Source organism: Streptomyces sp. Sge12 (assembly GCF_002080455.1).
GTDB lineage: Bacteria > Actinomycetota > Actinomycetes > Streptomycetales > Streptomycetaceae > Streptomyces.
The window spans coordinates 7,378,558-7,393,583 of the sequence record NZ_CP020555.1 but is presented as its reverse complement, the minus strand read 5'-3'; the positions used below and the strand labels follow the sequence as shown (position 1 = coordinate 7,393,583).

General features: G+C 71.4%; 10 protein-coding genes. 3 read left to right on the top strand and 7 right to left on the bottom strand.

Going from position 1 to position 15,026, the window contains the following annotated elements:
* Nucleotides 1-65: 65 nt before the first annotated feature.
* Nucleotides 66-1,361 (top strand): MFS transporter, encoded by a 1,296-nt coding sequence (locus B6R96_RS33070; protein ID WP_053174028.1) that lies wholly within the window; start codon nucleotides 66-68, stop codon nucleotides 1,359-1,361.
* Here B6R96_RS33070 and B6R96_RS33065 read toward each other — a convergent pair.
* Nucleotides 1,358-2,698, bottom strand: coding sequence for a DUF2252 domain-containing protein (locus tag B6R96_RS33065; protein WP_079407711.1), 1,341 nt, complete (start codon nucleotides 2,696-2,698; stop codon nucleotides 1,358-1,360). The genes B6R96_RS33070 and B6R96_RS33065 overlap by 4 nt on opposite strands.
* A gap of 142 nt (nucleotides 2,699-2,840) precedes the next feature.
* Nucleotides 2,841-3,014 carry a hypothetical protein gene (locus B6R96_RS37400; protein ID WP_159395532.1) on the bottom strand — a complete coding sequence of 58 codons (174 nt, stop codon included), beginning with the start codon at nucleotides 3,012-3,014 and terminating at the stop codon, nucleotides 2,841-2,843.
* 588 nt (nucleotides 3,015-3,602) lie between these two features.
* Between B6R96_RS37400 and B6R96_RS33060 the strand changes: the two genes are divergently transcribed.
* On the top strand, nucleotides 3,603-5,048 hold the full coding sequence (locus B6R96_RS33060) for a nucleobase:cation symporter-2 family protein (protein WP_272482437.1): 1,446 nt from the start codon (nucleotides 3,603-3,605) through the stop codon (nucleotides 5,046-5,048).
* A 12-nt stretch (nucleotides 5,049-5,060) separates the two neighbouring features.
* Here the strand turns inward: B6R96_RS33060 and B6R96_RS33055 are convergent, their stop codons facing one another.
* The 3 genes from B6R96_RS33055 to B6R96_RS33045 all read right to left on the bottom strand — a co-directional run bounded on the left by B6R96_RS33055 (nucleotide 5,061) and on the right by B6R96_RS33045 (nucleotide 8,496).
* On the bottom strand, nucleotides 5,061-5,783 hold the full coding sequence (locus B6R96_RS33055) for a transcriptional regulator (RefSeq protein WP_199815924.1): 723 nt from the start codon (nucleotides 5,781-5,783) through the stop codon (nucleotides 5,061-5,063).
* A 149-nt stretch (nucleotides 5,784-5,932) separates the two neighbouring features.
* Entirely contained in the window at nucleotides 5,933-7,432 is a 1,500-nt protein-coding gene (locus B6R96_RS33050; RefSeq protein WP_081524525.1) for an alpha/beta hydrolase, read from the bottom strand.
* A 104-nt stretch (nucleotides 7,433-7,536) separates the two neighbouring features.
* On the bottom strand, nucleotides 7,537-8,496 hold the full coding sequence (locus tag B6R96_RS33045) for an aldo/keto reductase (protein WP_237291585.1): 960 nt from the start codon (nucleotides 8,494-8,496) through the stop codon (nucleotides 7,537-7,539).
* A 114-nt stretch (nucleotides 8,497-8,610) separates the two neighbouring features.
* On the opposite strand from B6R96_RS33045, the gene B6R96_RS33040 reads away from it, so the two are divergent.
* Nucleotides 8,611-9,564, top strand: coding sequence for an endonuclease/exonuclease/phosphatase family protein (locus B6R96_RS33040; protein WP_081524524.1), 954 nt, complete (start codon nucleotides 8,611-8,613; stop codon nucleotides 9,562-9,564).
* On the opposite strand, the gene B6R96_RS33035 is transcribed toward B6R96_RS33040, so the two are convergent.
* On the bottom strand, nucleotides 9,548-11,122 hold the full coding sequence (locus B6R96_RS33035) for a hypothetical protein (protein WP_081524523.1): 1,575 nt from the start codon (nucleotides 11,120-11,122) through the stop codon (nucleotides 9,548-9,550). The genes B6R96_RS33040 and B6R96_RS33035 overlap by 17 nt on opposite strands.
* The gene (locus B6R96_RS33030; protein ID WP_081524522.1) at nucleotides 11,115-14,870 is read right to left on the bottom strand and encodes a bifunctional glycosyltransferase/CDP-glycerol:glycerophosphate glycerophosphotransferase; all 3,756 of its coding nucleotides are present in this window, start codon (nucleotides 14,868-14,870) and stop codon (nucleotides 11,115-11,117) included. Before B6R96_RS33030 ends, B6R96_RS33035 begins: the two co-directional genes overlap by 8 nt.
* Between the last annotated feature and the right edge of the window lie 156 nt (nucleotides 14,871-15,026).

Below are 15,026 nucleotides of genomic sequence, written 5' to 3'. Positions count from 1 at the left end.
GTTCGGGGTCCGATGCGCAGAAAATCCGTTGCCCCGGGCGAGGGGTACACGGACGATGGCCTCTCGTGAGCACTTCCCGTTGGACCGCCGTACTGCCCGACTTCTCCCCGTTCCGTTCCAGTCGTGACTTCCGGCTGCTGTTCTACCAGGGGACGGTGACGTACTTCGGCTCCTTCATGGCGATGATCGCGCTGCCGCTGCAGATCAAGCACCTGACGGACTCGCCGCTGGCGGTCGGTGCGATGGGTGCGGTGGAGCTGGTTCCGCTGGTGGTGTTCGGGCTGTACGGGGGCGCCCTGGCGGACGCGGTCGACCGGCGGCGGATGATCCTGCTGACCGAGGCCGGGCTCGGGGTGCTCGCCCTGGTCCTCCTGGTGAACGCGCTGCTGCCGGACCCGATGCTGTGGCCGCTGTACGTGGTCGCGGCGGGGGTGTCGGCCCTGGCCGGGCTCCAGCGGCCGGCCCTGGACTCGCTGATGGCGCGGATCGTGCCGCACGACCAGCTGACGGCCGCCGCCGCGCTGAACGGGCTGCGCTACCAGGTCGGCGCGATCGCCGGTCCGGCCGTGGCCGGTCTGGTCGTCGCGTACGCGGGTCACGCCGCCGCCTATGGCGTCACCGTCGTCGGCTTCCTCACCTCGGTGCTGCTGTGCCTGCGGCTCACTCCGGCGCCGCCCGCGAAGGGCGCCGACCGGCCGTCGCTGCGCGGCATCGCGGAGGGCGCGCGCTACGCGTGGAGCCGGCCCGTACTGCTGGGGACGTACGCCGTCGACCTGGCGGCGATGTTCTTCGCCTTCCCGAACGCGATCTACCCCTTTCTCGCGGACGAGCTCGACGCCGTGTGGGCGCTGGGTCTGATGTACGCGGCCGGGGCGGTGGGCTCGCTGGTGCTCGGCATGACCAGCGGCTGGATGTCCGGGATACGCCGGCACGGGCTGCTGGTGGTGTGCGGTGCCACGGTCTGGGGCCTGGCGATCGCGGGGGCCGGCGCGGCCGCGAACATCTGGCTCGTGCTGCTGTGCCTCGCGGTGGCGGGCGCGGGCGACATGGTGAGCGGACTGGGCCGGGCGACGATCTGGAACCAGACGATCCCCGAGGAGCTGCGCGGCCGGCTGGCCGGCATAGAAGTGCTCTCGTACAGCGTCGGCCCGCAGCTGGGCCAGGTCCGGGCCGGCACCATGGCCGGCTGGACCGGTACCCGTTCGGCGTTCTGGGGCGGCGGCCTGGCCTGCGTGGCGTCGGTGGCGGTGCTGGCCGCGCTGCTGCCGAAGCTGATCTCCTACGATGCCGACACCGACGAGGACGCGCTGCGGCGCCGGGCCGCCCGGGAAGCCGAGGCCGAGGCGACCGGCGTGGCCTAGACCCCGAGGGTGGCGGTGAGGGTGCCGTCGGTGATGGCGGCGGTCAGCAGGGCGTGGTCGGCGCGGGTCCGGTCCGCGTAGCGGAGTGCGAAGGCCGCGACGGCGCGGTCGAAGGTGTCGCCGCCGCCGAGGTAGCCGGCGATGGCGATGCGGTCGCCGGAGCGGGCGTGGGCGCGGGCGAGGGCCCGGCCGCAGAGCGCGGCGTACCGGCCGAGCAGGCCCGGGCCCATGGTGGCGACATCGGCCGAGCCCTTCATGTCGCGCAGTTGGCGGCCGTAGAAGTGCCGCCCGGCGGGTCCGGTCGTCCAGCCGAGGAAGATGTCGCCGGCGGCCTGCATGAGCCGCTGGCCGGCGACCACCCGGTGCCCCTGGTGATCGTGCCCGTCGGCCGGCAGGTGGGCCTGGAGGACGGACGGAACGGCTTCCTTGATCTGCAGGAAGAGCGGGTCGTCGGCGTCGCGGCCGAGCAGCAGCACGACGAAGCAGCGGGTCCCCACGCTTCCCACGCCGACGACCTTGCGTGCCGCGTCGGCGTACCGGAAGCGGTCGAGGAGGACGCGGCGCTCCTCGGGGAGGGTGCTGCGGTACTTGCCGAAGATCTCGCCCACGTCGCGGGAGTCCGCCCGGGGCAGCGGCTCCAGCAGCGGCGGATCGTGGATGATCCGCCGCCGCCCGTCGCGGACCTCGGTGAGCTTGCCGAGCGCGCGCAGGCTGGTGCGGCGGCGGGCGCGGGCCATATTGGCTTCCACCCGGTCGCGCAGTTCGGGTCTGCCGATGAGCGGCAGCAGTTCGGCGGTGTCGGTCCGGTGGTACCAGACGTCCAGCTCGGGCAGGCCGGCGAGCTCCCGGATGGACCGCCGGTAGGAGCGGGCCGCCGCGAGGGCGGCCCTGCCTGCGCGGTCGTCACCGTGCCCGTTGTCGCGGGCGGCCACGGCGACGCTCGCGGCGAGGCGTTTGACGTCCCACTCGAAGGGCCCGGGGAAGGTCTCGTCGAAGTCGTTGAGGTCGAAGAGCAGAGCGCGTTCGGGCGAGGCGAACATGCCGAAGTTCATCAGGTGCGCGTCGCCGCACAGCTGGACGGTCAGTCCGGTCTGGGGCTGGGTGGCCAGGTCGGCGGCCATGACCGCGGCCGCTCCGCGCAGGAAGGCGAGCGGCGACGCCGCCATCCGGCCGTGGCGGATGGGCAGCAGTTCCGGGACCCGGTCGGTGGCCTGTCGCTGGAGCACGCCGATGGGGTCGGGGCGGTCCGGCGAGGCGGTCCACCGCCCGTGCGCGGCACGGCCGGTGATCTTGCGCACGGCCCGTCCGCGCCGGAACCGCTCAGCTGGGCTGGTCATGCGCCGCTCCTCGTCGCCGGTCATCCTCATCCTGGCCGCACGGCACGAGTCGCGCATGTCGCCCGCCCCGGCCCCGGCCCCGGTCCGGTCGGGTCGGGTCCGGTCCCCTTCACGCCAGTGGGTCCGTGGCGGGCGGTCGGGTTCAGCTCTCGTTCTCGGCGAGGATCCGGTCGGCGGCGTAGTGCGGGCAGTTGAGCACGTGCCAGGTCACCGACAGTGACCCGGCCCCGGTCCGCAGCGTCCGTACCACGCCGTCCGCGGCGGTGGCCTTGCAGAAGGGGCACACGACGGTCTCCGGGCGCAGTAGATCGAACATGCCGTGTCCTTCCCGCAGCTTTCTCACACCGGACCAGTCCAGAACTATCAAATCCGGCGCCATTCGGCCGCAGTACCCACAAGTACGGATGAGTATTGGGGCTCTTGGCCGGGCCCGACCAAGCGTGGGACCCGGACCGGGAGGTGTCCCCGGGCGGCGTCCGGGCCGACGAGGACCCTTGCGGCGGCCCGGAGTTGCCCCTCGGACCGGCGGGGAGCGGGGGAGCCGGCCGTCACCCGGGCGAGGCGCGTGACGTCGTACGGGTTGCGCGGTACCGGAGCGATGACGGGCGCCGGCCGGAGCCCTCGCCGGGAGGTTACTCGCGAGGAAACACGACCTTTGGCTATGGTGAGCGCCCTCCGGTCGGATCCCTACGGATTCCAAGATCAAATGCGGATCTGTCATGCCGATCGAAGGAAGTCCTGCCAATCCGGGACATGAGTACGCAGTGCAGAGCGACGCGATGTCGGCAACACCGCCCGGCGTCGGCTCGGTACGAGCCGACCTGCCCTCGCCCCGCACCCGGGGCTGGAGGGCGGCGGCCCTCTCATTCACCTACCTCGCGAAGGCAAGGCAGAGATGGCAAGAATGCCCCGTCAGTCGTCCCCCCGGTCGCCCCGGCCGTCGTCCCGGCCGTCCGCCCGACGGCAGACGCACCCGGTCGACGAACTGCTCCCCCTCCCCCGGCTCGCCCTCTACGGCTTCCAGCACGTCCTCGCGTTCTACGCGGCAGCCGTCATCGTTCCCGTCCTGCTCGGGAACGCGCTGGGCCTCTCCCGCCAAGAACTCGTCCACCTCATCAGCGCGGACCTCCTGACCTGCGGCGTGGCCTCGATCGTCCAGGCCCTCGGCGTCTGGCGGATCGGCGCCCGGCTGCCCCTGGTCCAGGGCGTCACCTTCACCGCGGTCTCACCCATGATCGCCATAGGTACGGGGGCCGGCGGCGGTACCGCCGGGCTGCTCGTCGTCTACGGGGCGGTGATCACGGCGGGCATCGCGACCTTCCTGTTCGCCCCGCTGTTCAGCAGGCTGGTCACGTACTTCCCGCCGGTCGTCATCGGCACGATCCTCACCATCATCGGCATCACGCTGATCCCCGTGGCCCTGCAGGACGCCGCGGGAGGCGCGCACCTCATCGGCACCCCCGCGTACGGGGACCCGAAGAACCTCGCCTACGCGGCGGGCACCCTGCTGTTCATCCTCGCCCTGGTCCGGATCGGCAGGCCGTTCCTCAGCAGCCTCGCGGTCCTGCTCGGGCTCGTCGTCGGCACGGCGGCCGCCTGGTTCTTCGGCGACACCGACTTCGCCGTCGTGCGCGAGACGGACTGGTTCGGGGTCACCACGCCCTTCCACTACGGCATGCCGCGGTTCGAGCTGCTGCCGATCGCGGCCATGCTGGTCGTCGTCCTGATCACCATGGTGGAGACCACCGGTGACGTCTATGCGATCGGCGAGATCACCGGGAAGAAGGTCGACGCCGACACGGTCGCCCGGGCCCTGCGCGCCGACGGCGCGGCGACCGTGCTCGGCGGTGTCCTCAACTCCTTCCCGTACGTGGCGTTCGCCGAGAACATCGGCCTCGTGCGCATGTCGAAGGTGATGAGCCGGTACGTGGTCGTCGCGGCCGGGGTGTTCATGGTCGTCCTGGGACTGCTGCCGAAGGCGGGCAGTCTCGTCGCCTCGATCCCGCACCCCGTCCTGGGCGGGGCGGCGATCTCCATGTTCGGCATCGTCGCAGCGGTGGGCATCCAGATCCTGGGGAAGGCGGACCTGCGCGAGGAGCGCAACACCCTGATCCTCGCGGTCAGTCTGGGCGCCGCGCTGCTGCCGACCACGGTGGGCCCGTTCTTCGACCGGATGCCGGACGGCCTGCGGGCGGTGCTCGACAGCGGGATCACGCTGGGCGCTCTGACGGCCATCGCGCTGAACCTGCTCTTCAACGTCTTCACGAGCCGCGGCACGATGGAGATCGACTGGGACGACATCGGCGAGGAGGGCCCGGCGGCGCCGCACGCGGGCGCCCCCTCGTACTGAGGACGGCCCGCCTCAGTGCGTTCCCGGCGCGAACGGCGGCGCCTCGCCCGCCTCACCGATCAACTCCCAGAAGTGGTCGACGAGTCGGCGCAGGTATGCGGCCCGCTCCGCCGCGATCTCCTTGAGGCGGGCGTCGTCGTTGCGCGCGACGAGGTGTCCCATGTACCGCTCCGAGAAGGCGGCGAACTCCGTGTGCATCGTGCGCAGCGCGTCGCCCACCGCGGTCGCGTCGACCACCACGATCTCCGCCACCGGTTCCACGTACGGCTTCCAGCGGCCGTCGACGGCCGCGCGCAGGTGCTGCGCGAGTTCGGCCACGCGGCCCATGATCCCGATCAGCTCGCGCAGCGACAGCCCGAGGGCCTCCACGAGGGCCCTGGTCTGCCGGGCGTCCCCGTTCCAGTGCTGCGCCGACTCGGCCGCGCGGTACTCGTACGGGTCCATGCCTATCCGGTACGCGAGCCGCTCGGCGGTGAGCCGGCGGGCGAGCCGGTGCTCGGCCAGGGTGCGCGGCTCGATGCCCATCAGCGCGGTGGCCTCGCACCACAGGACGTCGGCGAGGGCGAAGAGTTGGCGGTCGGACGGCACCTCGAGGCCCTGCTCCCAGGCCAGGACGAGTTGGGGGTGGACGGGCGCGCCGCAGGCCGCCATGGAGTGGGCGACCTGCGCCTCGGTCAGGCCCATACGGGCTCGCGCGGACCGGGCCCCGGCCGGGGAGAAGGGAGTGCTGTGCACGTACGAGACACCTCGCAGCCCCCTCGGCGCGCGGCGGTCGAGGGGTGGACGGATTGATGGATGAACACCAAGCGCGGGCACACTAACAGATGTTCATCGGGTCGTATCCGTCCATACCCCTACGAATCCAAGGGGGCGGCGTGACCGGGTCAGTTCGCGCACTCCGTGTCCCGCGACGGACGGCGGCCGCTCGTGAGGAACTCGGTGACGACGCGATTGCCGCACGTGTTGCCGTTGCCGAGGTACATCCCGTGGCCGCCCTGTTCCACGGTGACCAGGCGGGCGCGGCCGCCCAGGGCCTCGCGCATCTTCAGGGCGCCGAAGAGCGGGGTGGCGGGGTCCCGGCGGCCCTGGACCATGAGGATGTTGGACGGGCCGTCGTCGGTGATGCGGGTGGGCCTGCGGGTGGGGGGCTTCCAGAAGGAGCAGGGCGTGACGTTCGCCGGCATGCCGGCGGTGAGGGGGTGGCGGGTGCGGTCCTCCTCGACCGCACGCCGGTGGGCGGCCATGGATGTCTCCGGCCACGCCACGTCGTTGCAGATGACGCTGACCATGAGCGCGGCGTCCTCGTTCGGGATGGGCGCGGCCAGCTCCCGCGGGAGCGCCGGGGTACCCGCCGGGTCCTGCGCCGCCTTGACCAGAGCGGCGAGGGAGGCGAAGGCGGAGTCGCTGTAGAGGGCGTTCTGCAGGGCCTGGCGCAGGCCGTTGCCGGTCAGCGGCACGCCGGGGGTGGTGGACGCCCGCGGCTCGCGGTCCAGCCGGGCGGCGAGGGCGACGACGAGCGGCTCGACCTGCTGCGGATCCGCGGCCAGGCGCAGGCCGTCCGCGTCGCGGTCGGGGTGGGCCGCCCAGGCCGCGAAGTCCGGGAAGCGGTCCGCCGCGGCCTGCGACATGTTCGCCAGCCAGCCGCGGGCGACCCGCTTCGGGTCGGGGTCGCCGCTGCTGTCGAGGACCCAGCGGTCGGTGCGCCGCGGGTACGTCTGCGCGTACACGGCCCCGACGTACGCCCCGTAGGAGGTGCCCCAGGCGGAGAGCCTGCGCTCGCCGAGCGCCTCGCGGAGGCGGTCCATGTCGCGGACCTGGTTGGCGGTGGTGAAACTGCGCAGCTCGGGGCCGCCCTTGCGGGCGCAGGCCTCGGCGATGCGCCGGGAGCGCTCGATGTTCCCGGCGATCTCGCCGTTCGGACCGGGCCAGGGGCGCAGGCTGGTCAGGTAGCGGTCCTCGGGGGCCAGGTCGCAGCTCGCGGTGGTGCTGGCGCCCACCCCGCGCGGATCGAAGGCGACGAGGTCGTAGGCCCCGGCCAGCTCGCGCCGCAGGGCGTCGCCCTTCTGCGTCAGGCGCTGCACACCGGATCCGCCCGGGCCGCCGGGGAGCACGACGAGCGTGCCGCGCCGGGCCCCGGGGCGGTCGCTGCGGATGCGGGAGACGGCGACGGTGATCTGCCGCCCGTCGGGGTCGTCGTAGTCGAGCGGGACGGGCAGCTCGGCACACTCCTGGGCGGCGGGCGCGCCCTGATGGGTGCAGGGGTGCCAGTCGAGCTGCGGGCCGGCGGACGCGGACCGGGCCTCGGCCGGGGCGGCGGTCGCGGTCAGTGCGGCCGCCACGGTGGCCGTGGCGAGGAGCAGGGCCGTTTTCCTGTAAGTCGTCATGGGGCAAGCCTTGTTGATCCGGCCCGGCGGTCCCATCCGGCAGGCCGGTCGGCCGTGGGTGGTGCCAGCCCCCGTCAACCGCCTGGCCCCTGCCCCCTGTCGGCTCAGGGCAGCGGCACCCCGCGGGCCGTGATCCAGAGCTCGTACCACTCCTCGTGCGTGAGCTCGGGATCCCGCAGGACCGCGTCGCGGCAGGCCCGGATCCGCTCGGGGCGGGCGCTGCCGATGACCGGGGCGATGGCGGCCGGGTGCCGCATCAGCCACCACAGCAGGACCGACTCGGGCGTGGTGTCCTTCTGCCGGGCCAGCTCGGCGAGCAGCGCCGCGGTGGCCCGTTCGGCGGGGGTCTGCTCGCGGCCGGTGAAACGGCCCTGCGCCAGCGCTCCCCAGGCCTGGAGGCGGATGCCGTGGTCGCGGCAGTGCTCCAGGGTGCCGAAGGGGAATCCGTTGTTCGCGGATTCCGGTGTGTTGAGCAGGACTCCCGCCTCGACCCAGTCGCGGCTGTGCAGGCTCATCTCCAGCTGGTTGGCCACCAGCGGTACGTCGAGACGGGCCTGGAGGTGGGCGATCTGCGCGGCGCCCATGTTGGACACGCCGAAGCCACGTACGAGGCCCTGGCGGTGCAGGGAGCCCAGTGCCGAGGCGACCGAGTCCACGTCGGCGAGCGGGTCGGGACGGTGCAGCAGGAGGACGTCGATCACATCGGTCCTGAGCCGGGTCAGGCTCTCCTCGACGCGCCGGACGATGGTCTCGCCGCGCAGGTCGTAGATCCCCGGGCGGTCCTTGTCGCCGAGCCGGATCCCGCACTTGGTCTGGAGGGTGATGCGCTCGCGCAGCCCGGGCGTGCGCGCGAGCACCTCGCCGAAGACGGCCTCGGCCTTCCCGTGCCGGTAGATGTCGGCGTGGTCGAAGGTGGTGATCCCGCTGTCGAGGGCCGCCGCGACGGCCGCCTCGGCGGCGTCGATGTCGGCGGGCCCGTACGGGTCGGGGTCCCAGCTCCCGCCCAGCCCCATGCACCCGTACAGCACCCGGTCACCACTCATGCTCGTACTCGCGTTCGTCACCGGGCCAGCCTAGGCCGTGTCCGGCGGGCGGCGCACGGTACGCGATCGGGATCCGGAACCGTTTGCACCGGGCCCGATGCACGGTCTGACCGGCGCATACTCAATGATGTCCGAATGCACAGACACATGGAGACCGGGCGCGGGGCACGGCTGGGGCCGTTCCGCCGGCGCCTCGGCCGCACGGTGACGACCCTGAGCCTGTTGGGCGCGGTGGCGTGCACGTCCGCGCCGACACCGGATGCGGTCGCGGGCCCGGACGCCCCCACGGGGCACGATGTCTCCGTCGCCACCTGGAACATGTGCGGGGTGCGGCAGTGGAACTGCGAGAAGACCGGGAGCCCGAAGGAGAAGTTCCAGCAACTGCGCGAGCTGATCGACGACTCCGACGTCCACGTCCTGCTGCTCCAGGAGGTGTGCTCGCAGGACCTGGTTTCCTCGGCCCGCAGCCTCGGCCCCCAGTGGCACTCCGCCTTCGAACCGTACGCCGAGGTGGACGAGGCAGGGCGCAGGTCTCCGGTCGACTGCACCGGCCAGGGGCGCGGACAGGCCGGGTACGGGCTGCTGGCGGGCTCCGCGCTCACCGATGTGGAGCTGGTCCCGACCGAGCAGCCGACGGTGGGACTGCACCGCGGCATCCTGTGCGCCCGGGTCCCGGCCCAGGGGCTGCGGGTGTGCAACGCGCACCTCTCGCTGCGGGAGAGCGACGCCGAGCATCCGGAGTGGGACTTCCGTGACGACCAGCTGAGCTCGCTGGTCGCCACCGCTTCCACGGACGCCGGTACGGTCTTCGGCGGTGACTTCAACTCCCCGCCGCCGGTGGGCGACCGCAACACGTCCGCCTGGATCTGGCCGTCCGAGACGTACACCACGTACCGCGAGTGCGACCAGAAGGGCGGCTCCCGGTCGGGGCGCGCCACCCTCAAGGACGGCACGAAGATCGACTACTTGTTCACCCGGCTCCCCCGCACTTCCTGCACGGTGGTGGACACCAAGGTGTCCGACCACCGGCCGCTGGTGATGCGGGTGAGCCGCCCCGAGGGCACGGCCGGGGTCAGTACCGCGCGTTGATGTAGGCCCCCTGCGCCGGAGCCGTGTACGCGTTCATGACGGTGAAGGCGGCCGTGGTCCAGGCGGCCGCGTTGCCCATGGCGTCCACGGCCACGGCCTCGACGAAGTGCCCGCCCTGGGGCCAGGCCCAGCCCGCGTCCCAGCTCCAGCTTCCGTCCGCCATCACCGGGGCCGCCCCGAGGCCGGTGCCGTCCTTGCGGAACTCCACGCGCACGGCGCCGGGGGCGTAGCCCATGAAGACGACCGCGGGGCCCGGCACCTGCTGCTGTGCGGACGGTGCGGTCACCGTCAGCGCCACCGGTCGGACCCCCGTGGGTGTCCCGGCAGGTGCCGACGCGGCCGCCGCGGTCCGGGCCCGGGCCGGTGCCTGCGCCTGAGCCGGTGCCTGGGCCTGGGCCTGTGCCTGTGCCGCTTCGTGGGCGGCGCTCGCCTCCAGGGCCGTGAAGATCACTTCGGTGCGCTTGGAGTGGTAGTTGTTCGCGTCCGCCGCGAACAGCCTGACCACGTGCCGGCCCCGGGACCAGGGCTTCTCTCGCTGCCAGGTCCAGCTCCCGTCGGCGCCCACGGGCGCCGCGCCCTGGTACTTGCCGTCCTCCCAGACGCTGACCCGCACCGCGCCCCTCGGGGCGGTCCCCACGAAGCGGATGGCGTTGCGGGGAGCCTGGGTGTTCTCCGCCGGAGCGAGGACCACCGGCCGGGGGAAGGAATCGCCCTTCACCTGCGAGGTGTCGGAGAGGTACGCGTCGATGGCGGAGGTGCTGCGGCCCGGCTGTTCGTGGCCGTTGCGGACCATGCCGATCCGGGGCGAGATGCCGTCGACGAGGAGGTCGAGCAGACCGGTGACGGCCGGGAGGTTCCGCAGCGGCACCCGCCCGTGAGGGGGGATCAGCGGAGATTCGTTGTAGACGAAGTTGAAGTTCTCGTAGCCCTGGAACAGTCCGAGGAGGGGTTCCACCTGGCGCGCGTAGTGCTCGTCCCGGGGCGAGGAGACGAGGTAGACGTTGGCGGGGCGGCGTACGCCGCCGCGCACCACGTCCGGGAGGACCGAGTCGAGCGTGGGGAGGTTCGACGGCGCCCCCTCCCCCGGCGCCACCCGGGCGGCGCTCTGCATGTCCTGGCCGACGTACGTGCCGGTCAGGAAGCGGGGCATGGCGGCGACGATGTTCTTGAAGCCGTACTTCAGCCCGAAGTACAGAGCCGCGCCGGCCCCCTTGGACGTGCCGAACAGGGTGCAGTCGTCCGGTGTCAGGGACAGCGCGTTCATGACCCGTGAGATGAGCCCGGCGACGGACTCGTCGAGCGCGAAGTCCAGGCCGTTGCAGAGGTAGTGGCTGTTCTCCCCGTCGAACAGGTCGCGGACCCACAGGACGTTGGCCCGCAGGTCGTGGAGGGGGCCGCCGGATCCGCCGTACTCACCGGGGACCGCGTGGTTGGCGAAGGCCACGACCAGATGGCGGTTGCCGTTCTTCGCGTGCGAGAAGCGGTACTCGATGGGCACCGGCCCGGAGGACTCCACGCCCGTGAAGACGCGGCGCGCTTTCTGGGCTGCCTCAGACATGCTCGGAATCCATTCTTCTCACGGGCTGGCCCGGCACCCGCCCGAGGGTGTTCGCGTGCCGGGGAACGGACTGGCCCATGATCGGGCCGACGGCCCTGCCCGCGCTGCCGACCGCCGGTGCCTGCGCCCGCGCCGGGTCGAGGTCACCGCCGGCGATCAGGATGCGGTCGGTCAGCCGGGCCGAGGCGTAACCGTCGTCGAGGTCGCAGAACTCCTGCTGGAACCAGCGGTAGCGGGCGGCGTAGCCGTGCTGGATGCGGTCGATGTTGCGGATCGCCCCGATCAGGTCGGGGGAGGTGTACACGAGCGGGCCGGGGGCGGACCGCTCGAAGTCGAAGTAGAAGCCGCGCAGCGTGTCCCGGTAGTGGTCCAGGTCGTAGGTGAAGAAGAGGATGGGCCGCCCGGTGTTGACGAAGTCGAACATCAGGGAGGAGTAGTCCGTGATCATCACGTCGGCGATGAGCGAGAGGTCCGCCATGTCCGGGTAGTCGGACACGTCGAAGACGAAGCCGTCGCCGGCGCCCGGTACGGGGTCCACCACGTTGGGGTGGCGCCGTACGAGCAGGACGTGGTCGTGGCCGAGCTGCGCCTTCGCGTCGTCGAGGTCGATGCGGAAGTCGAGCTTGTACTTCCCGGGTGCGTAGAACTGGTCGTCGCGCCAGGTCGGCGCGTACATGATGGCCTTCTTGCCCGGCGGCAGGCCGATGCGGCGGCGTACTTCGGCCGCCCGCCGTCCGTCCGCGCGGCGCAGGATGTCGTTGCGCGGATAGCCGCTCTCAACCATCTCGCCGGGGAACTGGAAGGCCCGCTTGAGGATCGGGGTGCTGAAGCTGTTCGGGGACACCAGCATGTCCCAGTTCTGCACCTCCTTCTCCACGCGCTCCAGGTACCGCTTGTCCGCGAAGTGCACGGCTTCGATGTCGTGCCCGATGCGCTTGAGCGGGGTGCCGTGCCAGGTCTGCACGACGACCTGGCCCTCGCGCTTCTCGAACCAGTCCGGCAGGTGGTTGTTGGCCACGACGTACTTGGACCGGGCCATGGCCTCGTACCAGTCGGGGGACCACATGCGGACGGGGCGTGCGGTGGGCGGGACGTCCACCTGGTCGTCGCGCACCACCCACAGGTGCTCGACGTCCACGCCCCGCCGGACCATTTCCTCGTGCAGCGCGCGCGGGCTGTCGGAGTACTGCGTTCCCTTGAAGGCGTCGAACAGGACCGCCCGGTTCAGGGGCGCGCGGCGGGCCTCCGGGTAGGTCTTGGTGCGCATCAGCTTCTGCCGGTACGGGCCGCGGGCCTCGTCCGGCATCGCCGAGTGGACCAGGAGCGAGAGGCGGTCGTAGGCCTCCGCCTGGAGTTCGTAGCGGCGGTCGTTGGTCGCCATCTCGCTGGGGAAGGTGGGGATCAGAGACTGCGTCATCTTGACCATGAGGTCGTTGGACCGGTTCTCCCGGGTGACCGCGGAGGGGTCCTGGCGGCGCAGGAAGAAGTCCCAGCGGCCGGCGGCCAGCGGGATGTGCCCGGCGAGGGTCCGCATCGCCGCGGGCGAGACGACGAAGCGGAACTCCCGGCCCTGCCAGGCGATGGGCACGACGCGCTCGGCCCCGTGGGCGCGGGAGCGCACGACGATGTGCGCGGCGGCGTACTCGGTGGCGCTCAGGCGGTCTTCGGCCGCGTAGCTGACGGTGACTTCGAGGGAGCCGTCCTGGAGCCAGGTCGTCGACGTGGCCATCGGCAGGGTGTCCCGCTCGAACAGGACCACGTATCCGGAGCCGTTGCGGTGGACGAAGACCTCGCGGTCCCCGTTGTCGGTCTGCAGGAAGGCCGGGAGCCGGTAGTGGCCGTCCTCGGCCCCCTCGGCCATGACCGGGTAGATGGGCGCTTTGCGGCCCTCGACGTGGAGGGTGGTCTTCCAGCCGTTGCTGCCGGTGTTCCAGGTCTGCGGAACACCGCCGTCGGCCGCTCCGCGGTGTCCGGGGACTAGTGCCTTGAGCGGGATCCTGGTGACGAAGGTGGACCAGCCCTCGCCGCCGTACTTGAAGTGGACCCAGGAGTCGTGCCGGCCGGCACCGCCCATGCTGGTGACCCGGAACTTGCCCCACTCGGGGATCTTGTCACCGAGGTAGACGCCGCCGAGTTCGAGGTGGTCGCCGACGACCCGGTGCCGGGTGATGCGGCAACGGACCCGCTCCACGCGGAGCTTGAGCTTGCCCTGCATGAAGAGCGGCACCACCCGGGTGTTCTTCTCCACGTAGCGGTAGGGCGGGTTGGCCGCGCTTCCGGCGCCACCCCTGGCTATGCCCTTGTAGCGGAACAGACCGCGGCTCAGGACACCGGCGGCGACGTCCCACGTGCCTTCGACCCACTCGCCCTTGTGCTTGAGCCGGGACGCGTCGAAGCTGACCTGGAATCCGGACCAGTCGTAGCAGTAGCGGTTCTGGTTGGAGTGCTCGGTGGCCTGCGGGTAGTAGGTGGTCTTCGCCCGGGCGACCACCACCCGGCCCTGCTTCTTGTTGCGCAGCGCGATGGCCTTCATCGACATGTGCCGCTTGTGCACGTTGATGAAGCGGACGTACGCGGACCCCTCGAGCACCAGCTGATCGGAGTCGTCCCACTGCGCCCGCATCAGCGAGCCGTGCAGCGAGAGTTCCTTGTCGAGCCGGTAGGCGCTCTTGTCGAGGCCGATCGAACGGTCGCCGAGGTAGGGGTAGTTGAGGTAGCGGCGGAAGCGGCGCTGGACGGGCATGGGCCCGCCCTTGCGCTCGAACTCGACGACGTCGAGCAGCTCCTTCAGGCGTCCCTCGCGCACCAGGAGCCACTTGACCCGCGCGTCGGCGGGGAGTTCCTGGATGATGTCGGCGTCGGCCTCGTCCAGGAACTCGTTCGCCCACTGCATGAAGGCGTCCTGGTACTCCGCGTCGGCGTCCGGCAGCACCTTCAGGTGCAGCATCAGGTCCGACTTCAGGCAGGCCAGGTCGTACTTGCGCTTGTGGTCGGAGTAGGACCGGGCGCGGTGTCCGGCGAGGAAGCGGCTCACCGACTGGACCGCGGAGACACGGTCCTGGAGGTTGCTGAACTCGGTGTGCCGCTGGGTGATGGAGGGGGCGGCGCCGCCCTCGCGCCGGCGCCAGAAGTAGACGATGTCCGTGAGGATGTCGACCTTGGCGGCCCGGAAGTGGGCGAACATGTTGACCCAGGAGTCCTCGTACATCACGCCCTCGGGGAACGCGATGTAGTGGTAGTCCCAGAAGGAGCGGCGGAACAGCTTGTTCCACACCGTGCGGTCGTAGATGAGGTCCGGCAGCTTGGTGATGTGCGTGCCGCGCCTGCTCTTCTGCATGGGCGCCTTGTGCAGGGGGGACTGCCACCGCTTGGTGGAGTTCATCATCTGCACGTTGCCCGACACGAAGTCGGAGCCGGAGCCCTCGAGGGTCTGCACGAGCAGCTCGTAGGCGTACTCGGGTATGACGTCGTCGCCATCGACGAACGCGAGGAACTCGGCCTGGGGGTGCGCGGCGCGAATGCCGACATTGCGGGCATGTCCCGGCCCCATCGACTCCTGCCGAAGGAGCTTGAACCGGTGGTCGCGGCGGGCGAATTCCGCGGCTATCGCCGTCGAGGAGTCGGTCGAGCCGTCGTCGACCATGATCACTTCAAGGTCGGGGAACGTCTGCCTGGCTATCGATTCCAGACATTCCTGGAGGTATATCTCAACGTCCTGGAAGGGCACGACAACACTCAGGCGGGGCATACCTGCCACTCAGAAAGCTCCTCGATAGTCACACGTCTTTCGGCGCATCGGGAGTTGCCGAGGCACGCTGCCAGACCCGCCCCTGAATCTGGTCACCCACCGCTCCCCGAACATTTCGACCCGCCCCACCGCCCGCCGCCGCACACTTATACGACC

Excerpts from the sequence above, each read along its gene's own strand:
- B6R96_RS33065 (WP_079407711.1), bottom strand. The coding sequence starts at position 2,698 with ATGACCAGCCCAGCTGAGCGGTTCCGGCGCGGACGGGCCGTGCGCAAG.
- B6R96_RS37400 (WP_159395532.1), bottom strand. The coding sequence starts at position 3,014 with ATGTTCGATCTACTGCGCCCGGAGACCGTCGTGTGCCCCTTCTGCAAG.
- B6R96_RS33060 (WP_272482437.1), top strand. The coding sequence starts at position 3,603 with ATGCCCCGTCAGTCGTCCCCCCGGTCGCCCCGGCCGTCGTCCCGGCCG.
- B6R96_RS33050 (WP_081524525.1), bottom strand. The coding sequence starts at position 7,432 with ATGACGACTTACAGGAAAACGGCCCTGCTCCTCGCCACGGCCACCGTG.
- B6R96_RS33040 (WP_081524524.1), top strand. The coding sequence starts at position 8,611 with ATGCACAGACACATGGAGACCGGGCGCGGGGCACGGCTGGGGCCGTTC.
- B6R96_RS33035 (WP_081524523.1), bottom strand. The coding sequence starts at position 11,122 with ATGTCTGAGGCAGCCCAGAAAGCGCGCCGCGTCTTCACGGGCGTGGAG.
- B6R96_RS33030 (WP_081524522.1), bottom strand. The coding sequence starts at position 14,870 with ATGCCCCGCCTGAGTGTTGTCGTGCCCTTCCAGGACGTTGAGATATAC.